At 41.5% G+C, this 23,238-nt stretch carries 19 protein-coding genes, 1 other RNA gene and 1 other annotated feature; of the genes, 17 read left to right on the top strand and 3 right to left on the bottom strand.

All coding sequences use genetic code 11. The features are described from left to right. Window positions 1-7 precede the first annotated feature (7 nt). The 3 genes from queA to yajC all read left to right on the top strand — a co-directional run bounded on the left by queA (window position 8) and on the right by yajC (window position 2,587). The gene (queA, locus tag AC6CHU_RS01985; RefSeq protein WP_251284455.1) at window positions 8-1,036 is read left to right on the top strand and encodes a tRNA preQ1(34) S-adenosylmethionine ribosyltransferase-isomerase QueA; all 1,029 of its coding nucleotides are present in this window, start codon (window positions 8-10) and stop codon (window positions 1,034-1,036) included. A 59-nt stretch (window positions 1,037-1,095) separates the two neighbouring features. Further along, window positions 1,096-2,235: a tRNA guanosine(34) transglycosylase Tgt gene (tgt, locus tag AC6CHU_RS01980; protein WP_035331272.1), complete on the top strand. Its 1,140-nt coding sequence runs from the start codon at window positions 1,096-1,098 to the stop codon at window positions 2,233-2,235. A gap of 67 nt (window positions 2,236-2,302) precedes the next feature. Then, a complete protein-coding gene (yajC, locus tag AC6CHU_RS01975) occupies window positions 2,303-2,587 on the top strand; it encodes a preprotein translocase subunit YajC (protein WP_009333093.1) in 285 nt (94 codons plus the stop codon). Window positions 2,588-2,626: 39 nt separating this feature from the next. Here the strand turns inward: yajC and AC6CHU_RS01970 are convergent, their stop codons facing one another. Beyond that, window positions 2,627-3,133, bottom strand: coding sequence for a TIGR04086 family membrane protein (locus AC6CHU_RS01970; RefSeq protein ID WP_311315950.1), 507 nt, complete (start codon window positions 3,131-3,133; stop codon window positions 2,627-2,629). Between the two features lie 78 nt (window positions 3,134-3,211). Between AC6CHU_RS01970 and AC6CHU_RS01965 the strand changes: the two genes are divergently transcribed. Continuing rightward, window positions 3,212-3,862 (top strand): DUF421 domain-containing protein, encoded by a 651-nt coding sequence (locus AC6CHU_RS01965; RefSeq protein WP_159863297.1) that lies wholly within the window; start codon window positions 3,212-3,214, stop codon window positions 3,860-3,862. 169 nt (window positions 3,863-4,031) lie between these two features. Here the strand turns inward: AC6CHU_RS01965 and spoVB are convergent, their stop codons facing one another. Further along, the gene (spoVB, locus tag AC6CHU_RS01960) at window positions 4,032-5,597 is read right to left on the bottom strand and encodes a stage V sporulation protein B (protein ID WP_159863296.1); all 1,566 of its coding nucleotides are present in this window, start codon (window positions 5,595-5,597) and stop codon (window positions 4,032-4,034) included. 122 nt (window positions 5,598-5,719) lie between these two features. Here spoVB and AC6CHU_RS01955 point away from each other — a divergent pair, with 122 nt between their 5' ends. From AC6CHU_RS01955 to dtd, 8 genes are all read left to right on the top strand, one after another. Beyond that, on the top strand, window positions 5,720-6,016 hold the full coding sequence (locus AC6CHU_RS01955; RefSeq protein WP_159863295.1) for a post-transcriptional regulator: 297 nt from the start codon (window positions 5,720-5,722) through the stop codon (window positions 6,014-6,016). A 289-nt stretch (window positions 6,017-6,305) separates the two neighbouring features. Next, window positions 6,306-8,570, top strand: a complete 2,265-nt coding sequence (secDF, locus tag AC6CHU_RS01950) for a protein translocase subunit SecDF (protein WP_498119878.1) — start codon at window positions 6,306-6,308, stop codon at window positions 8,568-8,570. Window positions 8,571-8,705: 135 nt separating this feature from the next. Beyond that, window positions 8,706-9,602 carry a cation diffusion facilitator family transporter gene (locus AC6CHU_RS01945; protein WP_159863293.1) on the top strand — a complete coding sequence of 299 codons (897 nt, stop codon included), beginning with the start codon at window positions 8,706-8,708 and terminating at the stop codon, window positions 9,600-9,602. A gap of 28 nt (window positions 9,603-9,630) precedes the next feature. Continuing rightward, complete coding sequence (locus tag AC6CHU_RS01940; protein ID WP_159863292.1) at window positions 9,631-9,948, top strand: LapA family protein; 318 nt, start codon at window positions 9,631-9,633, stop codon at window positions 9,946-9,948. A gap of 158 nt (window positions 9,949-10,106) precedes the next feature. Next, window positions 10,107-12,476, top strand: a complete 2,370-nt coding sequence (gene recJ / locus AC6CHU_RS01935; RefSeq protein WP_498119876.1) for a single-stranded-DNA-specific exonuclease RecJ — start codon at window positions 10,107-10,109, stop codon at window positions 12,474-12,476. Beyond that, a complete protein-coding gene (locus AC6CHU_RS01930) occupies window positions 12,467-12,979 on the top strand; it encodes an adenine phosphoribosyltransferase (protein ID WP_035331259.1) in 513 nt (170 codons plus the stop codon). The genes recJ and AC6CHU_RS01930 overlap by 10 nt, the downstream gene beginning before the upstream one ends. A 486-nt stretch (window positions 12,980-13,465) precedes the next feature. Further along, entirely contained in the window at window positions 13,466-15,661 is a 2,196-nt protein-coding gene (locus tag AC6CHU_RS01925; RefSeq protein WP_159863290.1) for a RelA/SpoT family protein, read from the top strand. A 14-nt stretch (window positions 15,662-15,675) separates the two neighbouring features. Beyond that, entirely contained in the window at window positions 15,676-16,116 is a 441-nt protein-coding gene (dtd, locus tag AC6CHU_RS01920; protein ID WP_159863289.1) for a D-aminoacyl-tRNA deacylase, read from the top strand. Window positions 16,117-16,167: 51 nt separating this feature from the next. Here the strand turns inward: dtd and AC6CHU_RS01915 are convergent, their stop codons facing one another. Beyond that, complete coding sequence (locus tag AC6CHU_RS01915; RefSeq protein WP_251283647.1) at window positions 16,168-17,913, bottom strand: N-acetylmuramoyl-L-alanine amidase family protein; 1,746 nt, start codon at window positions 17,911-17,913, stop codon at window positions 16,168-16,170. 226 nt (window positions 17,914-18,139) lie between these two features. On the opposite strand from AC6CHU_RS01915, the gene AC6CHU_RS01910 reads away from it, so the two are divergent. The 5 genes from AC6CHU_RS01910 (at window position 18,140) to AC6CHU_RS01890 (ending at window position 23,234) form a co-directional block, all read left to right on the top strand. Beyond that, window positions 18,140-18,316, top strand: coding sequence for a hypothetical protein (locus AC6CHU_RS01910; protein WP_048010351.1), 177 nt, complete (start codon window positions 18,140-18,142; stop codon window positions 18,314-18,316). A 114-nt stretch (window positions 18,317-18,430) separates the two neighbouring features. After that, window positions 18,431-18,671, top strand: a binding site (T-box leader). 87 nt (window positions 18,672-18,758) lie between these two features. Then, window positions 18,759-20,033, top strand: coding sequence for a histidine--tRNA ligase (gene hisS / locus AC6CHU_RS01905; RefSeq protein ID WP_159863287.1), 1,275 nt, complete (start codon window positions 18,759-18,761; stop codon window positions 20,031-20,033). A gap of 25 nt (window positions 20,034-20,058) precedes the next feature. Continuing rightward, window positions 20,059-21,834, top strand: a complete 1,776-nt coding sequence (aspS, locus tag AC6CHU_RS01900; RefSeq protein WP_159863286.1) for an aspartate--tRNA ligase — start codon at window positions 20,059-20,061, stop codon at window positions 21,832-21,834. Window positions 21,835-22,020: 186 nt separating this feature from the next. After that, window positions 22,021-22,208, top strand: a non-coding RNA gene (gene ssrS / locus AC6CHU_RS01895) — 6S RNA. A gap of 264 nt (window positions 22,209-22,472) precedes the next feature. Beyond that, window positions 22,473-23,234 (top strand): tRNA threonylcarbamoyladenosine dehydratase, encoded by a 762-nt coding sequence (locus tag AC6CHU_RS01890; protein WP_159863285.1) that lies wholly within the window; start codon window positions 22,473-22,475, stop codon window positions 23,232-23,234. Window positions 23,235-23,238: the final 4 nt, after the last annotated feature.

The following is a 23,238-nucleotide window of genomic DNA, read 5'->3' as shown; positions in this document are numbered from 1 at the left end:
TGACATCATGAAAGTAGATTGGTTTGATTTTCATTTGCCTGAAGAATTAATTGCACAAACGCCTTTGGCTGATAGGACAAGCAGCAGGCTAATGGTCCTTGATAAAAACACCGGGGATATTCAGCATAGTGTTTTTAAAGATATTAAAAATTACCTTAAGGCTGGGGATTGCCTTGTATTAAATGACACGAAGGTGCTTCCTGCCAGACTGTTTGGAGAAAAAACGGGAACCGGTGCGAAAATAGAGGTGCTTCTTCTTAAACAGGTTGAAGGGGATTCCTGGGAAACACTGATTAAGCCAGCCAAAAGAGTAAAAGAAGGAACAGAGATAACGTTTGGAGACGGCAAGCTGACTGCTGTCTGTACTGGAAGCTCTGAGCATGGCGGCAGGGTGCTTGAGTTCAGGTACGATGGTATATTTTATGAAGTGCTGGAACAATTGGGAGAAATGCCTTTGCCTCCTTACATTAAAGAGCAGCTTGATGACCGCGACCGTTATCAGACTGTGTTTGCCCGTGAGCGGGGTTCTGCTGCAGCTCCGACAGCAGGTCTGCATTTTACTGAGCAGCTTCTTAAAGAAATAAAAGATATGGGTGTGCATATTGCTTTTATTACTCTGCATGTTGGTCTTGGAACTTTCAGGCCAGTTAGTGTGGAGGATTTAAATGAGCATGAAATGCATGCTGAATTTTACCAGGTAACTGAAGGAACTGCACGGCTGTTAAATGAAGTGCGTGAGCAGGGAGGAAGAATCATCAGTGTGGGGACTACCTCCACAAGGACTTTAGAAACCATAGCTTCTGCACACAATGGCCGATTTGAGGAAGCAAGCGGCTGGACCGATATTTTTATTTATCCAGGCTATGAATTTAAAGCGATAGATGGAATGATTACGAATTTTCACCTGCCTAAATCAACTTTAATTATGCTGGTGAGTGCACTTGCAGGCCGCGATAACGTTTTAAATGCCTATAATCAGGCTGTTGAAGAACGTTACCGGTTCTTCAGTTTTGGAGATGCTATGCTCATTTTGTAATATTATTCTGCCTGTCCGGGGCAGGCCTAATGTGCTTCAAATGGAAGGAGAACTGCAAATTGACTGCAATTCGTTATGAATTAATTAAAACATGTAAGCAAACAGGTGCCCGTCTGGGCCGTGTCCATACGCCGCACGGTTCTTTTGAAACCCCCGTTTTCATGCCTGTGGGGACACTCGCTACTGTAAAAACCATGTCACCGGAAGAATTGGTGGAAATGGGTGCGGGCATCATTCTGAGCAATACTTATCATCTGTGGCTTCGGCCGGGTCAGGAAATCGTGGAAGAAGCAGGCGGTCTGCATAAATTCATGAATTGGGACCGTGCCATTCTGACAGATTCCGGCGGATTTCAGGTGTTCAGCCTGAGTGAATTCCGCAAAATTGAAGAAGAAGGCGTTCATTTCAGGAACCACTTGAATGGTGACAAGCTGTTTTTATCTCCTGAAAAAGCCATGGATATTCAAAATTCGCTTGGATCTGATATTATGATGGCATTTGATGAGTGCCCGCCATATCCAGCTTCCTTTGAATATATGAAGAAGTCAGTAGAAAGGACTTCCCGATGGGCTGAGCGCTGCTTAAAAGCTCACAAGCGCCCGAATGACCAGGGGCTCTTTGGTATTATCCAGGGCGGAGAATATGAGGAGCTGCGCAAACAGAGCGCCAGAGACTTAACATCTCTTGATTTCCCGGGTTATGCTGTGGGCGGATTATCGGTAGGTGAGCCGAAAGATGTAATGAATCGTGTGCTTGAATTCACAACACCGCTTATGCCGTCTAATAAGCCAAGGTACCTTATGGGAGTAGGATCCCCGGATTCTTTAATCGATGGTTCGATCAGAGGAATCGATATGTTCGACTGTGTTCTTCCTACAAGGATTGCAAGGAACGGAACATTGATGACAAGTAATGGCCGGCTGGTTGTTAAAAATGCCAAGTTTGCAAGAGATTTTGGCCCTATAGATGAGAACTGCGATTGCTACACATGCAGAAATTACAGCCGTGCTTATATCAGGCATTTAATCCGCTGTGATGAAACATTTGGAATCAGGCTTACAACTTACCATAATCTTTATTTTCTGTTAAAATTAATGGAGCAGGTTAGACAGGCAATTAGAGAAGATCGCTTGGGTGACTTTAGAGAAGAGTTTTTCGAAAGGTATGGTTTTAATAAGCCTAACGCGAAGAACTTTTAATAATAGAGAGTTCATTTAAGGAACAGTACTCCTTAAATTGGGCCGATCTTTGAAAGGGGGGAAAACAATGGAGCTTTTAGGAACATTAGGACCATTATTATTGATGTTTGTCTTATTCTATTTCCTGTTAATTCGTCCGCAGCAGAAACGCCAAAAGGCAGTTCAGCAAATGCAGAGTGACTTGAAAAAGGGAGATAAGGTTGTAACAATCGGCGGTCTTCATGGATTCGTTGATGCTATCGACGAAGACAAAGTGGTTATTAAATGTGGTGACGGAAGCCGTCTTACATACGATCGTGCAGCTATCCGCGAAGTAACGCAGGCAACTGGCGATGCATTAGCAAAATCTTAATATCAAAAAAGAAGGTCCTGAAACTCAGGACCTTCTTTTTTATGCGGTTCTCTTAGTGTTGAGATTCACTCCCAGTATACCGCCCATCATGGCTGTAAGTGTGAAACAGGTGTGGTATATCATTTGTTCCATATTAAATAAACTGTCATGACCTAAATATTGAAAAAGGAAAATGACGATTGAATAAATTAGGCCGGTTAAGCCTCCAAGCAGCCAGCCTTTTTGCTTCCCTTTACCTCCCGAAATGAACCCGCCTGCAAAAAGAGAAATGAATGAAACGGCAGTAATAATATACTGCAAGGATGACTCCTGCAGTGATGTAAACCGCAGAAGCAGTGAAAAAATGAGACTGGCGGCAACGGCTATGGCAAAAATCGCTATAATACCGTAAAGGACAGCGCTGCCAAAGTTCTTTGATTCTTCTATATGAACCCTCTCCCTTCTTAATGAGTAAATAGGAACAGCTTTCACCCCTTGGGGAAGACAGCCTTTTTCCTTAGTACAAGCATATTCAGCCATTGAAAAAATAGAATAGAAATTGTTCAAAGAAAAACCCCATATACACATAAATGTTCAAATATGCGGAAGAATAGAAAGGATTGCATCAAAAGGAGTGCTGTAAAAGTGGAAGAATATCTAATCATTGTTATACGAACCTTATTTCTGTATGCAGTCATCCTTCTCATATTTAGACTAATGGGCAAAAGAGAAATTGGAGAACTAAGCGTCCTGGACCTTGTCGTCTATATCATGATAGCTGAACTTGCAGTTGTCGCGATTGAAACTCCGGATTCAAATATTATTAAAAATGTGCTCCCCATGCTCCTTTTGATGGTTGTGCAAATTGTATTGGCCATATTCTCTCTGAAGAGCAAAAGATTCAGGGACTTAGTTGATGGTAAGCCAACAATTATTATTAATAAAGGAAAAATAGATGAAAATGCCATGAGGAAACAGCGGTATAACTTTGATGACCTGCTTCTTCAGCTAAGAGAAAAAGATATTGCCAAAATCTCCGATGTGGAATTTGCTATCCTGGAATCCTCCGGTACACTGTCAGTCTTTGAAAGAAATGACAGTAAAGATGGGGGAATAACAATCCCTTTAATCATAGATGGAAGGATTCAGAAAACTAACCTGGAAACGATCGATAAAAGTGAATTTTGGCTGCGTCAGGAACTTCGCAAAGAAGGGTATAAAGAGATATCCGAGATTTCATTCTGCAGTTATGAAAATGGCCAATTTTATGTTGATTTGTTTGATGAAAGAAAATAAGTACGGTTGATCTTGTTTATCACAGTCAAACTGACCGTAATGGACTGAAAAGAAGAACAAAGACTAAGAACGCCGCATCCTGTGGCAGCGTCTTTATGCCTCACTTCCTGTTGGCATCAACTTACAATCAGCGGGGATAAGGAACCACCCCGCTGATTGAAATCTCACTTTATTTGAATGCCAGCCTGGATATCATTTTGCCTATCCCGGGAATACGGACCAAGTCATTCTTTTTAATCAGTTTTAAGAGTAATAAAAGGACGATATAGACAATTGTGATAACAGTGGATACCAAAATAACCCCTGCGGCTGTATTCATGTCAGTGGCAAGGATGTCTTTTAGCATCCAGAACCCGGCTCCTCCTGACATAACCATTGCAATAAACGTTTTTATATAGTCTCTTATGAAAAAAGTAAAGGAAATAGCTTTCAGAACGGTTGCAAAATGAAGCATTGTCACCAGGACTGTTCCTGTCAAGATCCCCATCGCAACTCCGTTTATCCCGAAAGCAGGCTGGCTCGCCAGGAGAAAGATAACTGCTGTCTTTACAACCGCGCCAATCAGACTGTTGATCATAGCCGCACGGGCTAGATTCAATGCCTGTAATGTTGCCTGAAGAGGTCCCTGATAATAATAAAAAAGGAAGAAGGGAGCCATTAGTTTAATAAAATGTGAGCCGCTTGAGGAGCCATACATCACTTCCATTAGCTGATCGGAAAGGACGTAAAGAACCACAACCGCCAGGCCGCCGGTAATAAATGCAAAGCGAAGCGCCTGCTGAAGCCTGTATTCGATCAGCCCCATCTTATTTTGGGAATTTGCCTCGCTTATAGCTGGAACAAGAGAAGTTGACAGAGAATAAGTAATGAACGATGGCAGCATCAGAAGAGGCATGGCAAAGCCCGTAAGAGCACCATACTGCTTCGTAGCAGCAGCTGCTGCAACACCTGCAAGTGCAAGACTTTGTGCTACTACAATCGGTTCAAAAAACCAAGAGACCGAACCGATCATTCTGCTGCCAGTTGTTGGAAGGGCAACAGTCATCAATTCGTTAAATGTGCTTTTTCCGGAAGACACATATTTAAAAAATTGTTTCCTGACTCTGAATTTCTTTTTAAGCTTAAATGTGGTCATTAAATAAAGCAATGATGCAAGCTCCCCGATAACTGCTGCCAGCATGGCACCCGCCGCCGCATACTCAATTCCATATGGCAGGAATGCCTTAGTCATTAAAGCGATCAGGCTGATTCGGACTATCTGCTCAATCATCTGGGAATAGGCAGCAGGCTTCATGTTCTGCCTGCCCTGGAAGTAACCCCGAATGACTGAGGAAACGGCAATAATCGGCACAATTGGTGCGATTGCCATCAAAGGCAAGTGTGTCCTGTTATCAGTAAAGAGTGTCTCTGATAATAATGGTGCGAGCAAAATTAAAGCGGGAGTGAAAACTATGGAAAGTGAGATGGTCGTTGCTAAGGAAACAATTAATATTTTCTTGATTTTTGCTGTATCGCCTCTTGCCTCTGCCTCTGCCACACTTTTCGAAATAGCAACCGGCAGCCCGAGCTGTGTGATGGTGACGACAAGAATCATGGTGGGAAAGGCCATCATATAGAGGCCAACACCTTCTTCTCCAATAAATCGGGCAATGACAATTCTGTTAATAAAGCCAAGGACCCTGGTCACCAGACCTGCAGCGAGCAGGATCATGGTGCCTTTCAGAAATTTGGACATTCAACTCCCTGCCTTCTCAAAATGGGTAATATCATATACAATTATCTATATGCAAGATAGAGGACAAAGCATGACAGGCTATCATAATTTCCATGTTATTAATGGCGGGGAGGCGGCTGAAAATGAAAATCGGCCATGAATATGATTATTTTCGCACTACGGTAAAACCTGCATTGGAAAGCAAATTGGATGAATTTCAGCTTCTGGGATATAAAAAAGTGACTGAACAGGAACTCTGGGGATATCTGACAAAGAAAAAGTGGAAAAAACCAAAAGAAAATGTCAGGCTATTTGAAATTGTGGAAGAAATAATGGAGGTAAAGGTGAGTGAATACATCCACTATGCTACCATCGAGGCTTTTAAAGAGGCAGAATTTTCTTTCGAGAATGAAGAAGAACGGAGAAAACTATTAAAGTAATTAGAATTTTCCGGTTTTCCCCTGGTTTAACATGATTTAAGACAAATTGACAGGTTTTACAATCTGTTTCATAATGAAAAGCGGAGTAATTGGTCTTTTTTCATGTCATAGGTCATACATAGAATGAAATTTAAAAAAACGAGTGAATCAAACAACAGTCTTTTAACGGGCATGCATACCTAAAGATTATGCAGCCTCCCATGAAGTTTTGGTAAATAATGCATCACGCCGCTGATGGAGTGCCTGTTATATCAAATAGCGGGCGATAGCTAAGGAGGATTTATTCAGAATGGTAAAGCGCAGCCGTATCGTTGCTTTTTTCCTGATTGTTTTATTACTGGGAAGCCTGGCTGGAGCAACGACGAACAACATCTTAAAAGATATTAAGCTTGGACTTGATTTGCAGGGCGGATTTGAGGTTCTTTATGAAGTCACGCCAAAAGATGGTCAGAAGGTAAATAAAGATGTCCTTGCAAGTACTGCTGAAGCACTGGACAGGCGGATCAATGTTCTTGGAGTCAGTGAGCCGAATATCCAGATTGAAGGAGATAAGCGGATTCGTGTTCAGCTTGCTGGTGTAACAGATCAGAATAAAGCGAGAGAAATTTTGTCTACAGAAGCTAACTTATCATTTAGAGATGTAAATGATCAGTTGATGATGGACGGTTCAGACCTTGCTGAAAATGGTGCAAAGCAGACATTTGATGAAAATGGAAAGCCGAGTGTTTCATTGAAGCTGAAAAGTGCCGGCAAATTTAAAGATGTAACTCAAAAAATAGTCAATATGGGAGCTCCAAATAACTTGCTTGTCATTTGGCTTGATTTTGAAGAAGGCCAGGATTCCTTCCAGGCCGAGGCAGCAAAAAAAGATCCAAAATACTTATCTGCTCCACAGGTAAGCCAAATCTTTAATCAGGATACCGTTTCCATTGTTGGGAACTTTACAATTGAAGAAGCACAGACGCTGGCGGATTTATTAAATGCAGGATCTCTTCCTGTACAGCTGGATGAAGTGTATTCAACATCAGTAGGTGCGAAATTCGGTGAGCAGGCAATGGAAACGACCATTCTTGCCGGAATTGTTGGGGTATTGATTATCTTTATCTACATGATTGCTGTATATCGTTTTCCTGGGTTCATTGCTACACTCACATTATCATTTTATATTTATCTGATAATACTCATATTTGACTGGATGAATGGCGTATTGACGCTTCCTGGCATCGCTGCGCTTATTCTTGGGGTTGGTATGGCTGTTGATGCGAATATCATTACCTATGAGAGAATCAGGGAAGAAATGAAAGTGGGCAGGACAATCAAATCTGCTTTCCAGGCAGGGGAGAAAAACTCCCTTTCTACAATCTTTGATGCGAATATCACAACTATTTTAGCAGCAGCCGTATTATTCTTGTATGGGACAAGTTCTGTAAAAGGATTTGCTACCATGCTTATTATAAGCATCCTGGCAAGCTTTATCACTGCTGTGTACGGCACAAGGCTCCTAATGGGACTTTGGGTCCATAGTAAAGCACTTGATAAAAAGCCAGGCTGGTTTGGAGTTAAGAAAAGCGAGATTAAAAATATTGCTGAAAATTACGATACCCTGGATTTGCCGACGAAATTTGATAAGTTTGATTTTGTAGGGCACAGCAGGAAGTTTTTCATTCTGTCTGCTGTATTAATTGCAGTGGGGATCATCATAGTATCCGTATTCAGGCTGAACCTCGGTATTGATTTTGCAAGCGGTACGCGTATCGAGCAGCTTGCTGATAAACCTTTAACCAAGGAAGAGCTGCAAACTGAATTATCTGCCGTAGGATTAGAAACCGATGATATTGTCATTTCAGGTGATAATAAGGAAATAGGTGTTGCAAGATTAAAAGGTGTACTGACTAAAAATGAAATAGCCGAATTAAAGACTCATTTTCATGAAAAATTTGGTGCCGATCCAAATGTCAGCACGGTTTCACCGACAGTCGGTAAAGAACTTGCCAAAAACGCACTGATTGCATTGGCTATTGCCTCTGTCGGCATTATTATCTATGTAACCATCCGTTTTGAAATTAAAATGGCAGTGCCTGCAGTTCTTGCACTTCTGCATGATGCTTTCTTTATTATTGCTATATTTAGCTTTACACGCCTTGAAGTGGACATTACCTTCATTGCGGCAGTCCTGACGGTAGTCGGTTATTCAATCAATGATACCATCGTAACCTTCGACCGGATGCGTGAAAATATGCAGAAAAAGAAAAAACTTAAATCATTTGAAGACATTGCAGACGTTGTAAATAAAAGTCTCCGCCAAACATTGGGACGATCTGTTAATACTGTTCTGACTGTTGTTTTTACAGTAGTAGCACTTTTGGTGTTTGGAAGTGAATCAATCAGAAACTTCTCGTTTGCACTTCTGATCGGTTTAATCGCAGGTACCTATTCATCCATTTTCCTTGCTGCACAGATTTGGGCAGTATGGAAAGGCAAAGAACTGAAAGAAAAAGGCGTTATTTATACTGTTAAAGAAAAACGCAAGGTCAGTGACGAACCTCAAGTGTAATTATTACAAAAGCTCAGGCATGTGCCTGAGCTTTTTTTCATTGAAAGAGGATGATGTCTATTTTGCAAATTTGGTTAATGATTCCGGGAAATAGGATAAACTAATAGCAAGATCAGGGAGGAAGGAAGTATCGCTTTGGCAAATAACGATCGTTTTAAGAAGGCTGAATTTGCAGCTATAATCGGCATCGTGGGCAATATTATTCTTGCTGCCCTTAAGTGGGGAATTGGTGTTTATTCAGGGAGTAAAGCGCTGGTGGCGGATGCGGTCCATTCAGCTTCGGATGTTGCAGGGTCCTTTGCTGTATATTTGGGACTGAGAGCCGCAAAACAGCCGCCGGATGAGGATCATCCATATGGGCATGGGAAAGCAGAATTGATAGCAGCCATAATTGTTGCCGTCCTGCTGTTCCTCGTGGGAATTGAAATCGGAAAATCATCATTTGAATCATTCTTTTCTCCAATTGAACCTCCAAAAGCAATTGCAATAGCTGCAGTGCTAATTTCCATCATTGTGAAAGAAGCAATGTTTCGGTATAAGTATAATTTGGGAAAGAAACTAAACAGTGATGCTTTAATTGTTAATGCTTATGAACACCGTTCAGATGTTTATTCATCTATTGCCGCTTTAATAGGCATTGGCTGTGCGGTTATTGGCGGAAGAATGGGGATCGAGTGGCTTGAATATGCAGATCCTGTGGCTGGACTTATTGTTTCCATAATGATTCTCCAAATGGCGTGGAGGCTTGGGAAAGAATCTATTCATAGCACACTTGATCATGTGCTTCATGAGGAAGATACAATTGAAATGCGCAAAACGGCTGAATCCGTCGATCAGGTTAAAAGAATCGATGAATTGCATGCAAGGGAACATGGACATTATGTTATTGTTGATATTAAAGTTTCAGTGGATCCTAATATGACTGTTGAGGATGGCCACCGGGTCGGCAAGGAAGTAAAACGCAAGCTGCTTGAATTGGAAAATGTTCAAAATGTCTTTGTTCACATTAATCCTTATAGCAGGAACGAATAAATTAGAGAACGATCTGGGAGAGGATAGTATGAAATTTCAATGGACTTTATTATTTGGTTTTTTATTTGCATTAATAGTGGCTGTTTTTGCAGTGATCAATGTGGATAATGTAACGGTTAACTACTTGTTTGGGGAAAGCCAGTGGCCGCTGATACTAGTGATTTTGGGATCTGTCCTTATGGGTGGACTAATTGTCGGTTCCGTGGGCATTGTCCGCATCTATTCACTTCAAAGGCAAGTGAAAATATTAAAAAAGGAAAATGAAAAGCTGAAAACAGGAAGTGCCCGAAAAGGTAATACTGAAAAAGAAGAATTTGAAAAAGAGCTGGATAGGGATATACATTAGATGAACAGGCTTGAGCTTTTGCTCAAGTTTTTATTTTGGACGCAATAATTGATCAGCTGCTAATATTTTCTTTCCAGAATTGTTTGGGTTATCCCGATTTTACCTTATTGAAACGCATCATCCCCTCTTGTATAATTAATAAGCTGAGGGGTGAACGTATGTTACATTCAAGAACGCGATGGATTGTTCGGCAATCACAGGAGGACAAAGTGCAGCTCCTTTCAAAGGATCTGAATATATCTCCTCTTACAGCATCGCTGTTAATTAATCGCGGAATGGATACCGCTGAATCTGCACGGTATTTTCTGATGGATAATAAGCAGGAATTTCATGATCCTTTTTTAATGAAAGATATGGCAATTGCCGTTACCAGAATAAAAGAAGCCATCGAAAAACAGGAGCCTATATTAATATTTGGTGATTATGATGCGGATGGTGTCACTAGCACTTCTGTCATGATGATGGCTCTAAGAGATCTTGGTGCAGACGTCCGATTCTACATACCGAATCGTTTTACAGAAGGCTATGGACCAAATATCCCGGCTTTTGAATATGCAGCAGAAACGGGCATTCGCTTAATTATTACAGTAGATACCGGGATCGCTGCTGTAAATGAAGCAAAATCTGCAAAAGAGCTTGGTATGGATTTGATCATTACAGATCACCATGAGCCCGGCCCTGAACTTCCTGAAGCATTGGCCATTGTGCATCCAAAGCATCCCGAAAGCACATACCCATTTCGGGAGCTTGCCGGTGTTGGAGTAGCCTTTAAGCTTGCTCATGCCCTGTATGGTGAATTGCCTGAGCATCTTTTGGAAATAGCGGCGATCGGCACAATTGCTGACCTTGTTTCTTTAACAGGAGAAAACAGACTTATTGCCAAGCGAGGAATTCAAAAACTGAAATCAACTAAAAATACAGGCTTGAATGCTTTGTTTAAAGCGGCAAGAATCGAGCTTCCTTCCATTAGTGAGGAAACGATCGGCTTTACTATCGGCCCTCGGCTCAATGCAGCCGGAAGGCTGGAAAGTGCTGATCCTGCTGTGGATTTGCTTCTGACAAGTGATCCTTATGAAGCACAAGCCATTGCTGAAGAAATTGAAATGCTGAATAAAGAGAGGCAAGCTATTGTCAATGACATTGCAGCACAAGCGGTTCATGAGGTTGAAACAAATTTCCCAATCAGCGAGAATTCAGTTATTGTTGTTGGAAAAGAAGGCTGGAACGCAGGAGTAATCGGAATAGTAGCTTCAAAGCTTGTTGAAAAGTTTTACCGCCCGGCCATTGTCCTTAGTTATGACAGTGAAAATGGGCTTGCAAAGGGTTCTGCAAGAAGTATAGAAGGGTTTGATCTGTTCAAGAATCTTTCTGAATGCAGGGATATCCTCCCCCACTTTGGAGGACACCCGATGGCAGCGGGTATGACTTTATCCATTGATGCGGTTGATGATCTGCGAAGCAGACTGAATACTCTTGCAAATGAACAGCTGACTGAGGAAGATTTTATCCCTGTAACCTCCATTGACGGGGTTTTCCATTTAAAAGATATCAATCTTTCTTCTATTGCAGAGATGCAGCTGCTTGCTCCATTTGGGATGGGGAATGCAAAACCGAAAGTAATGATACAAAATTCCAACATTGCCGCTATGAGAAAGATCGGATCTGAACAGACACATATTAAAGTTACAATCGAGAATGAAGGATATTCACTTGATGGCATCGGTTTTGGACTTGGACATTTGCATGAGCATATTTCACCATACTCCAAGGTCTCTGTTATTGGTGAATTATCCATTAATGAATGGAACAATATTAAAAAACCGCAAATTTTCCTTCAGGATATGGCAGTAAACTCCTGGCAGCTGTTTGATATCCGGAGTTTAAAACGGCTTGAAAGGCTTCAAAGTGTCATTCCCGAGGCAAACACAACCTGGATATTTTTTAATGAGGAATCTATTTCCAAATACAAGGGGGCTGCGGGGGAGAATATGGTGAAAATAACATCTGCAAAAGATGCAGAAGCCATAAAACTGGAAGGCTCAAACGTTGTACTGGTTGATTTGCCGCCTTCAAAGGATCTCCTTGCACAAGTCTTCTCCGGCAAAAAACCTGCCAGAATTTATGCTCATTTCTATAAAGAAGACAGTGACTATTTCAGCACGATACCAACAAGAGACCATTTTAAATGGTATTTTGCCCTGCTTGCCAAAAAAGGCTCTATTGATATCAGTCGCCATGGGAATGATATTGCCAAGCATAAGGGATGGAGCAGAGAGACAGTAGATTTTATGTCGCAAGTGTTTTTTGAATTGGATTTTGTTAAAATAAATAATGGTGTTATTTCGTTAAACAATACATCCACTAAACGTGATTTAGCTGATTCACGAACTTATCAGCTTAAACAGGCACAATACACTCTTGAGAGCGATTTGCTCTATTCATCCTTTCAGCAGCTCAAAGACTGGTTTGATGAAGTTATGCAAGGGGCTGTAAAACTTGAGGAGGCAAAGGAAGAAAAATGGACTTAAAACAGTATATAACAATTGTAGAAGATTGGCCGAAGCCGGGCATTAAATTTAAAGATATTACCACACTTATGGACAATGGTGAAGCGTATAAATATGCCACTGATCAAATTGTTGAATATGCACGTGAAAAGAAGATTGACCTGGTTGTTGGGCCAGAAGCCCGCGGATTTATCATCGGATGCCCAGTGGCTTATTCTTTAGGTGTAGGCTTTGCCCCTGTCCGCAAAGAAGGTAAACTTCCGCGTGAAACAGTCAAGGTTAATTATGGCCTTGAATATGGAAAAGATGTATTAACGATTCATAAAGATGCCATAAAACCAGGGCAAAGAGTCCTGATCACTGATGACCTCCTTGCTACAGGCGGAACTATCGATGCAACCATCCAGCTTGTTGAAGAACTTGGCGGAGTAGTGGCAGGGATTGCCTTCCTTATCGAGTTAACATACCTTGACGGGCGTAAAAAGCTTGACAACTATGACATTCTGACATTGATGCAGTATTAATTTTTTTATAAAGAGAGCGCCAGATGTAATGGCGCTCTTTTTAATTGGCTGTTATCGTAAAGTTTGTTGTTTTTCATAACCTAGTATAATTTGCTGAGTTGATCTTCGGAGTGGGCACTTGATCCTTATAAGTGGTCACGCATTCCTTTGTGCGGTGTTTCTTTCAAGGAAGTTCGTTCAGCATCCTGCGGGCAGCGTTGTTAGGTGAAAACAAAATTAAGACGAAAAGAGCGTTTTAAATTTATTAGAAAATAATATTTAAAGTGCTTTCAAATCCATTTATGGAAAAACAATAAAGGAATTCGGACAAAAAACGACAAAAATTTTGTTATTCCCATAAAAATAACAGTCTATCCCTTTACATCTTCACTTTTTTTTTCGATAATAGTAGCAATATTAATTTTTTTATAACTTGTGATTAATGATCAATTACAAAATTATTACATTATGCAACTGCATAAAATTCAGGGAGATAAAGGTGATTCCATGGCGAACGATCAAGTTCTGACCGCCGAGCAAGTCATCAACAGGGCAAAAGAATATTTAAACGATGAGCATACAGAGCTTGTTAAAAAGGCATACGAGTTTGCCAAGCATGCCCATCGTGAACAATATAGAAAATCCGGTGAACCATACATCATCCATCCCATACAGGTAGCAGGTATCCTTGCTGATCTGGAGATGGATCCATCTACGGTTGCAGCCGGCTTTCTTCACGATGTGGTTGAAGATACCGAAGTCTCATTGGAGAATATCGAAGAAGCCTTCAATTCAGAAGTGGCCATGCTTGTCGATGGTGTAACGAAGCTGGGGAAAATCAAATATAAATCACAGGAAGAGCAGCAGGCAGAAAACCACCGGAAGATGTTTGTGGCTATGGCCCAGGACATCCGTGTGATCTTAATTAAGCTTGCTGATCGCCTTCATAATATGCGGACACTTAAGCACCTGCCTGCTGAAAAGCAGCGCCGCATTTCAAATGAAACACTTGAAATTTTTGCACCTCTTGCCCATAGGCTTGGAATTTCCAAGATTAAGTGGGAACTTGAAGATACAGCCTTGAGGTACCTAAATCCGCAGCAGTATTATCGCATTGTAAACCTGATGAAGAAAAAAAGGGCAGAGCGGGAAGAGTATTTAGATGATGTTATTAATGTTATGCGGAACAGAATGTCAGAGGTCTCAATTAAATCAGAAATCTCCGGACGCCCTAAGCATATATACAGTATCTATCGAAAAATGGCGCTTCAAAATAAGCAATTCAATGAGATATATGATCTGCTGGCTGTACGTATTGTTGTAAACAGCATTAAGGATTGCTATGCGGTTCTCGGGATTATTCATACATGCTGGAAGCCGATGCCCGGCCGTTTCAAAGATTATATTGCCATGCCTAAGCAAAATATGTATCAGTCACTTCATACAACGGTTATTGGACCAAAGGGCGATCCACTGGAAGTCCAGATCCGCACCATGGATATGCATAGAATTGCAGAGTTTGGTATTGCTGCCCACTGGGCTTATAAAGAAGGAAAGAGAGTGAATGAAGGTTCATCTTTTGAGGAGAAACTGACCTGGTTCCGTGAAATTTTGGAATTCCAGGATGATGCAGCGAATGCCGAAGAATTCATGGAATCATTGAAAATTGATTTATTTTCCGATATGGTGTTTGTTTTTACTCCTAAAGGGGACGTCATCGAGCTTCCTTCCGGATCAGTTCCAATTGACTTTGCTTACCGGATCCATTCGGAAATAGGAAACAAGACAATCGGCGCCAAAGTGAATGGAAAAATGGTAACCCTGGATTATAAGCTGAAAACCGGAGATATCATTGAAATTCTTACATCCAAGCATTCCTATGGACCAAGTAAAGACTGGCTGAAGCTGGCTCAGACATCTCAGGCAAAGAATAGAATCCGGACGTTCTTCAAAAAGCAGAGAAAAGAAGAAAATGTGGAAAAAGGGAAAGAGCTTGTTGAGCGGGAAATCCGCAATATGGATTTCGAGCTGAAGGAAATTCTGACACCTGATAATGTCAAAAGGGTTGCAGAGAAATTCAATTTCGCAACAGAGGAAGATATGTATGCTGCCGTTGGGTATAACGGGGTAACAGCTCTTCAGGTTGCCAACAGGCTTACAGAAAAATGGCGCAAGAAACGTGACCTTGAACAAACCTCCGATATTACAAATGCAGTTTCTGAACTAAAAACATTTGCTTCATCCAAAAAGCGCGAGTCCGGTGTCCGGGTTTCAGGCATTGATAATCTGCTCATTCGCCTTTCCCGCTGCTGTAATCCTGTCCCCGGGGATGAAATCGTCGGGTTTATTACAAAGGGGAGAGGTGTCTCTGTACACCGTGATGATTGCCCTAATATTGAAACCGATGATGCGAAACAAAGACTCATCCCGGTAGAGTGGGAAACAGCATTAAATGACCGGAAAGAATATAATGTTGAAATTGAAATTACCGGTTATGACCGCAGAGGTTTGTTGAACGAGGTACTTCAGGCTGTTAATGAAACCAAAACCAACATCTCAGCTGTATCAGGCCGCTCGGACCGAAACAAATCAGCAACAATTAATATGTCCATTGCTATACACAATGTAAGCCACCTGCAAAGGGTTGTGGAGCGGATAAAGCAAATCCCTGATATTTATGCTGTAAGAAGGATTATGAACTAAAGGGAGCAGATAGAATGCGTGTTGTAGTGCAGCGAAGCAAAGAAGCCAGTGTAACGGTGGACGGAGAAACCGTTGGAAGCATCAAAAAGGGGTTTGTTTTGCTCGTTGGAGTTACCCACGAAGATAAAGAAGAGGACGCTGCTTTTCTGGCTGATAAGATTGCCAATCTTCGTGTGTTTGAAGATGATGCAGGCAAAATGAATCTATCACTGCTCGACCAGGAAGGTGAAATTCTTTCGGTTTCCCAATTTACATTGTATGGAGACTGCCGGAAGGGAAGACGGCCTAATTTCATGGAAGCGGCCAAGCCTGAGCATGCCGTAAAAATCTATGATGCCTTCAACAGGTTTCTAGAAGCTAAAGGCCTGAAAGTAGAAACTGGTAAATTTGGAGCTATGATGGATGTTCAATTAACCAATGACGGGCCTGTAACCTTAATTTTAGAAAGCAATTAAAATTCCTTCGTATTGAAAAGCCCTGGCACCAAGTGAGTGCCAGGGCTTTTGCTAATTCTTAAAATATCGTGCAAGTCCCTGATAGATTCCTGCTGCTGCTGATTGCTGATACTGTGCAGAAGCTATCAGGGCTTCTTCTGCCGGGTTGCTGAGATATCCGAGTTCAATCAGCACGGCATTGCGTTTGTTCTCTCTGATCACATGATAATCCCCGACTCTATAGCCTCGATCTCTCAGGCTTGTCATCGCTGTTACATTGGTATGGATATTGGCTGCCATTTCCTTTTGAAAAGGATGATAGTAATAGGTTGTCGCTCCTCGTGCAGTCCTGTCCGGCGTGCTGTCATAATGAATGCTGATAAAAGCATCTGCGTTATGATGATGTGAAATACCTACTCTCGAAGGCAGCGGCAAATAGGTATCCCCGCTCCTGGTCAGAATAACATTGGCACCTGCAGCCCTTAATTTTTCGGCAAGCAACTGAGCCGTCCTGATTGTAATGTCCTTTTCGCGTGTCCCTCTTGCTCCCGTTGTCCCATTATCACGGCCTCCATGACCCGGGTCAAGAACAATTGTTTTATTATTCAGGTGCTTTTCTGCTCCTGGCTTGGTTACTGCAGGGGCGGAGCCTTCAACTGTTACAATCCAGCCTGCTAAAAAACCCTTTTCGCCGTTTGGCAGGCGAATTCCGTACCAGTCATTATTTAAACTGATAATCTCAAAGCTGTCCCCTTTATTTGCCCTGTATATAACAGATGACTGGGTACTCGCTTTTTTTCTAATATTTGATCCGTTATGTAAGATAATTGCAGAACTGCCGTCTATATTTTGCTGAGTAGAACCAGAATTCTTTTCGGCTGTTATGTCTATAAACCAGCTTGCGGCCCAGCCATAATTACCAGGCTGAAATTCAATCTTTACCCAATTATCAGCTTCTTCAAGAATGGGAAAAGTCTGTCCCTTTGCAACTGAACCAATTGGTTTTCCATTTAGTGATCCTTTATTTCTTACTGTTAAAGTGGTTGCAGTTATAGTACCGATTTTTCCAAAAAGTGACTGTTTTGGCCTGCCTTCTGATTGTAAGGATTGAACCGCAATATATTGGCTGCTGATCCACCCTGTATTGCCAGAGAAAGAGATTTCTGTCCAGCTGCCATTTTGAGAAAGAACATCAACTGTCTCCCCCGAATTAAGCTTACCGATGATGTCACTTTGAAGAGAAGGTTCGTTTCTCACATTTAGAGAGTTTGCCGTAATCTCTCCGGTTTGGCTGCTGCTCGGCGAACTTTTCTTTTGTGTGCCGCTGAATTTGACAAATTCATCTGCTACCCATCCGTCTCCATATGGGGTTTGAATTTTAACCCAGCTTCCTTCAGTGCTCTTGACCTTATAGGCTGCTCCTTTTTGGATAGTCCCCAGAACCCCGTAGCTAGTACCAGGTCCCTTTCTCACTCTCAGGCCATCTGTTGTGATGACCACCTGGGAATTCTCATCCGCCGCTTTTTCTTCTTTCTGACTTGAAGCTGTATTGGCAACTAGCCAGCTTGCGACATAGCCATCTTCTCCCTGGAAATTAATTTTTATCCATTCTCCTTCACGGGAAATGAAGTTAAATCGATCTCCTTTCTGGGCTTGTCCCAGAATTGGATAGCTTAAGCCCGGTCCTTGACGGACATTAAGATCATTGGTGGTGATTGTTACCGAACTGTTTTCAGCTTTAACCTGTGTCTCCGTCAGTGATATGCCAGCTAACAGCATAAGACATATCACGGCAATAAGTGGCTTTCTTTTCTTCAACAGACCGCCTCCTTTCATAAATAAATCCTTATTAAAAGAAAAACAAACAAGGTGCCGGGCGTCAAGACAACTTTGGTCCTAATATACTTCTGCACCTTGTGCAAATTCCCTTCTAATATCGGTTTATCAGCCATCATTTTTAGTTCCAAATTATTTATCCTATTATGAAACATTTCATCTGAAGATGGAAAGAATAGAACAGACTACATAAAAAAGGGTGAGCACAATGAGATTTGGAGAAAAAGGGATGTCTGCACAATCTGGTGAAAATCAGCTGTTCGGGGTGGATTTTCATGATTTTATACAAAAAGAACAGAACTCAAACATGATAGAACTTGCTTCTGAGTTTGGACTATCTCTAAGGGATGTAAGAAAACTGAAAAAAAGGCTGGAACGTTCATAACACTTTTTTAAGTCTTGACATTGAAGGAAATGCTCCGTATTATAATATAAATAAAATGACAAAATAATTAAATGTCTAGCTGAAGCGCCAGACCAGGCGTTATTGCTTTTCGATAATAAACCAGTGATGAAGAAGAGTAGTTAAACCCCACATGAAAAGAGAGAGAATGCCTCCAGGCTGAAAGCATTCTTACATGATGATTTAACGAAAGAACACTTCGTAGGTTTCTCTCTGAAAAAGATTTGATCTTTAGTAGGAGCTGAACGTTAACAGGCGTTAACTGTAAAAGAGGAAGTCTATTTATTGGCTTCAACTAGGGTGGCACCACGGGAAATACCAGACTCTCGTCCCTTGTATTTAATATACAAGGAGGCGGGGGTTTTTTATTTTGCCTAAGACTGACCCATACATACTGATCATTTTGCATTAGGAGGTAATTTTCATGTCAATTAAGATACCGAGGGGAACACAGGATATTCTGCCGGGAGAAGTTGAGAAATGGCAATTGATTGAAGAAAAGGCCAGGGAGCTTTGTGAGAAGTTTCAATATCGTGAAATCAGAACACCTATATTTGAACATACTGAATTATTCCTTCGCAGTGTTGGAGACACGACGGATATTGTTCAAAAAGAAATGTACACGTTTGAAGACCGCGGCGGCCGCAGTCTGACCCTTCGTCCAGAAGGAACAGCCTCAACTGTTAGATCGTTTGTTGAGCACAAGATGCATGGAGATGCAAGCCAGCCTGTAAAGCTATATTATATGGGACCAATGTTCCGTTATGAGCGCCCTCAGGCAGGACGATTCCGCCAGTTTGTCCAATTCGGCGTGGAAGCGATCGGCAGTGCTGATCCTGCAATTGATGCGGAAGTAATTGCTCTGGCAATGTCACTTTATAAAAGCATGGGCCTGCAAAAGCTTAAATTGATTGTGAACAGCCTTGGCGATAAAGCAAGCCGGACTGCACACAGAGAGGCTCTGGTCAATCACTTTAAGCCTCGCATCGGGGAATTTTGCCAGGATTGCCAGAACCGCCTTGAGAAAAATCCAATGCGAATCCTCGACTGTAAACAGGACCGTGAACATGACCTTATGAAGTCTGCTCCATCTATCATTGATTATTTAAATGATTATTCAAAAGCTTATTTTGAGAAGGTTCAAAAGTATTTAAAGAGCCTGGATATTGACTTTATTGTCGATCCAAATCTTGTTCGCGGCCTGGATTATTACAACCATACGGCCTTTGAAATTATGAGTGATTCTGAAGGGTTCGGGGCTATTACTACTCTTTGCGGCGGGGGACGATACAATGGCCTCACTGAGGAAATTGGCGGCCCTGAAGCACCGGGAATAGGTTTTGCATTAAGTATTGAGCGATTTATTGCTGCTCTTGAAGCAGAGAAGGTGGATCTGCCTCTTAATAAGGGTATCGATTGCTATCTTGTATCCCTTGGAGAGGAAGCAAAGGATTATACAGTCGGCCTTCTTCAAAAACTTCGGATGGCAGGATATTCTGCTGAAAGAGATTATCTTGACAGAAAAATTAAAGCTCAGTTTAAAGCGGCAGACCGGTCGAATGCGAAGTTTGTTGCTGTCCTGGGTGAAGATGAGCTGAAAGCAAACAAAATAAATGTAAAATCAATGGAATCAGGAGAACAAACAGAGGTTGAGCTTGATTCTTTTATAGAGAAATTCACAGTACTTTATCAATCATAAACTAGTGTTTACAGGAGGAATTAGTATGTTTGGGCGAACGTATTTTTGCGGGGAAGTAACGGAAAAAGCTATAGGAGAAAAAGTAAGCTTAAAAGGATGGGTACAAAAGCGCCGGGATTTGGGCGGTCTGATCTTTGTGGATTTGCGTGACCGCACTGGAATTGTACAGGTTGTATTCAATCCTGAAGTTTCTCCAGAAGCTCTTGCAGCAGCTGAAAAAATCCGCAATGAATTTGTTCTTGACATAGACGGAGAAGTAATTGCGCGTGAAGAAGGCACAATCAACGAGAATTTGAAAACAGGGCGCATTGAAATTAAAGCCGAAAAAGTAACAATCATTAATGAAGCAAAAACACCTCCTTTTGTAATTGGCGATAATGCGGATGTTTCAGAAGATGTCCGTCTTAAATACCGCTATCTTGATTTGAGACGCCCGGTTATGTTCGATACCTTTAAAATGCGTCATCAAGTTACTAAAGCAATGAGGGATTTCTTGGACAGTGAAGGGTTTTTAGATGTGGAAACACCGATCTTAACGAAGAGCACTCCGGAAGGAGCCCGAGATTATTTAGTTCCAAGCCGTGTGCATCCGGGCGAATTTTACGCTCTTCCTCAGTCTCCTCAAATCTTTAAGCAGTTATTAATGGTAGGCGGATTTGAGCGCTATTACCAAATTGCACGATGCTTCCGTGATGAGGACCTCCGGGCAGATCGCCAGCCTGAATTTACTCAACTCGACATCGAAATGAGTTTCATGAGCCAGGAAGAAATCATCAGCCTGATGGAAAACATGATGGCAAAGATTATGAAAGAAGTGAAAGGCCATGATGTAAAGCTTCCATTTCCTCGCATGACCTATCAGGATGCGATGGATCGTTTTGGTTCAGATAAGCCGGATACACGCTTTGGTATGGAGTTAACAGATCTGTCTGAAATCGTGAAAGAGTCAAGCTTTAAGGTGTTTGCCGGAGCAGTAGCTTCCGGGGGACAGGTTAAGGCCATTAATGTAAAAAATGGAGCAGGAAAGTATTCAAGAAAAGATATTGATGCCTTAACAGAGTTTGCAGCTGTTTATGGTGCAAAAGGGCTTGCGTGGTTAAAAGCGGAAGAAGACGGATTAAAAGGTCCGATTGCCAAGTTTGTCACTGAGGATGAGCAAAAATCATTCTATTCTGTTTTATCTGTAGAACCGGGAGACTTGCTCCTATTTGTGGCTGATAAAAAGAATGTTGTAGCTGATGCACTTGGCGCTCTTCGCTTAAAGCTTGGTAAAGAGCTTGATCTGATTGATCAAAGCAAATTTAATTTCCTTTGGGTTACTGACTGGCCGCTTCTGGAGTATGATGAGGAAGAAGGCCGATATTATGCAGCCCATCATCCATTTACCATGCCTGCAAGAGAAGATTTAGATCTTCTTGATAAAGATCCTGCTCAAGTCCGCGCACAAGCATATGACCTTGTATTAAATGGCTATGAGCTTGGCGGCGGTTCATTGCGTATTTTCGAAAGAGATGTTCAGGAGAAAATGTTCAGTGTGCTTGGTTTCTCAAAAGAGGAAGCTGTAGAACAGTTTGGATTCCTGCTTGAGGCATTTGAATATGGAACTCCTCCACATGGCGGTATTGCCCTGGGGCTTGATAGACTTGTGATGCTATTGGCCGGCAGAACAAACCTGAGAGATACAATTGCATTCCCTAAAACAGCCAGTGCAAGCTGTGTGCTTACAGAAGCTCCTGGGGAAGTTAGCCAGTCACAGCTTAACGAGTTGAATTTAGCGCTTAATTTGAAAAAAAGTGAGTAATTTCCTATTTAATGGATAATTAGTTGAAAAAAATCATTTTTCAGAAAGATAAACCAGGAAGTTACTCCTGAATTTTAGGCAAGCTGTTTAATTTAAAGGAATAAAATGGATATATCTGTCCAGATCTGCTTCATTCATCAGCTTGAAAAAGGCGAAATCGTGTGATATGATCATATCAATAAATAAAGAGTCCTGATGTGTTCGTTGTAAAACCTGAAATTTTGACCAACATTATTCCTTCGGGAGTCCGGAGTTTTCCAGCAGCGTAAATGCCTCATGGATGGGGACTTACAAACGCAGGAAACAGGACACCCACCTGCTGAGTGCGGGTTCAAAACGAGGGCATCAACAGCGACGGCACGATTGGGACTCTTTAGTACATACGGTATTAAAAAACCATGCTGGGTAAGCATGGTTTTTTTGTGCTGATATTTTATGATCTAACTGGTCTATCTGAAGCTGAAATTAACGATTAGGTTTAAATATGATGGGACAGTTAACACTATTGGGAGAAAGCTTCTTTAAAGTTTCATTAATCCTATAGAACTACTTGCTTTAAAATGCAAGTATGATATATTCATTATCGGGTATTAAGTAATACATGCATTATTAATAAATTTTTGATGGAGTTGATATATATGCTTCACCAATTTTCCAGAAATGAATTGGCTATTGGCAAAGAAGGCCTAGATAAAATGAAAAATAGCACTGTTGCAGTACTGGGCATCGGCGGAGTTGGTTCCTTTGCAGCGGAAGCATTGGCGCGTTCCGGTGTAGGCCGCCTTGTTCTGGTTGATAAGGACGATGTTGATATTACAAATGTGAATAGACAGGTCATCGCATTATTATCCACTGTCGGGAAACCGAAGGTGGATTTAATGAAGGAAAGAATCATGGATATCAATCCAGATTGTGAAGTTATTGCTTTAAAAATGTTTTATACAGAAGAAACCTATGAGCAATTCTTCGATTATGGACTTGATTTTGTAGTGGATGCTTCCGATACGATTTCGTATAAAATTCACCTTATGAAAGAATGCTTGAATAGAGGTATTCCAATGATTTCAAGCATGGGTGCTGCAAATAAAATGGATCCAACCAGGTTCCAGATCGCAGATATCTTCAAGACTCATACTGACCCTATTGCTAAAGTTATTCGTACGCGTTTAAGAAAAGAAGGAATCAAAAAAGGGGTACCGGTTGTATTTTCCGATGAAAGCCCGATCGTTATCCGGGAAGATGTCCGAAAAACAGTTGGCAAAGATGATGCTGAAATCAGAAAGGCCAAAATGCCGCCTTCTTCAAATGCGTTTGTTCCTTCTGTTGCAGGTTTAATCATGGCCAGCTATGTAACTAGAGAACTTTTAAGCGATATAAAGATTGCCCGGGTAAATGACTGAAAAG

Source organism: Cytobacillus sp. GQ23, assembly GCF_059758675.1.
The sequence above is the reverse complement of the archived record's forward strand: the minus strand, read 5'-3'. Positions and strand labels throughout refer to the sequence as shown.

Excerpts from the sequence above, each read along its gene's own strand:
- queA (WP_251284455.1), top strand. The coding sequence starts at position 8 with ATGAAAGTAGATTGGTTTGATTTTCATTTGCCTGAAGAATTAATTGCA.
- yajC (WP_009333093.1), top strand. The coding sequence starts at position 2,303 with ATGGAGCTTTTAGGAACATTAGGACCATTATTATTGATGTTTGTCTTA.
- spoVB (WP_159863296.1), bottom strand. The coding sequence starts at position 5,597 with ATGTCCAAATTTCTGAAAGGCACCATGATCCTGCTCGCTGCAGGTCTG.
- AC6CHU_RS01955 (WP_159863295.1), top strand. The coding sequence starts at position 5,720 with ATGAAAATCGGCCATGAATATGATTATTTTCGCACTACGGTAAAACCT.
- secDF (WP_498119878.1), top strand. The coding sequence starts at position 6,306 with ATGGTAAAGCGCAGCCGTATCGTTGCTTTTTTCCTGATTGTTTTATTA.
- AC6CHU_RS01940 (WP_159863292.1), top strand. The coding sequence starts at position 9,631 with ATGAAATTTCAATGGACTTTATTATTTGGTTTTTTATTTGCATTAATA.
- recJ (WP_498119876.1), top strand. The coding sequence starts at position 10,107 with ATGTTACATTCAAGAACGCGATGGATTGTTCGGCAATCACAGGAGGAC.
- AC6CHU_RS01930 (WP_035331259.1), top strand. The coding sequence starts at position 12,467 with ATGGACTTAAAACAGTATATAACAATTGTAGAAGATTGGCCGAAGCCG.
- AC6CHU_RS01925 (WP_159863290.1), top strand. The coding sequence starts at position 13,466 with ATGGCGAACGATCAAGTTCTGACCGCCGAGCAAGTCATCAACAGGGCA.
- dtd (WP_159863289.1), top strand. The coding sequence starts at position 15,676 with ATGCGTGTTGTAGTGCAGCGAAGCAAAGAAGCCAGTGTAACGGTGGAC.
- AC6CHU_RS01910 (WP_048010351.1), top strand. The coding sequence starts at position 18,140 with ATGAGATTTGGAGAAAAAGGGATGTCTGCACAATCTGGTGAAAATCAG.
- hisS (WP_159863287.1), top strand. The coding sequence starts at position 18,759 with ATGTCAATTAAGATACCGAGGGGAACACAGGATATTCTGCCGGGAGAA.
- aspS (WP_159863286.1), top strand. The coding sequence starts at position 20,059 with ATGTTTGGGCGAACGTATTTTTGCGGGGAAGTAACGGAAAAAGCTATA.
- AC6CHU_RS01890 (WP_159863285.1), top strand. The coding sequence starts at position 22,473 with ATGCTTCACCAATTTTCCAGAAATGAATTGGCTATTGGCAAAGAAGGC.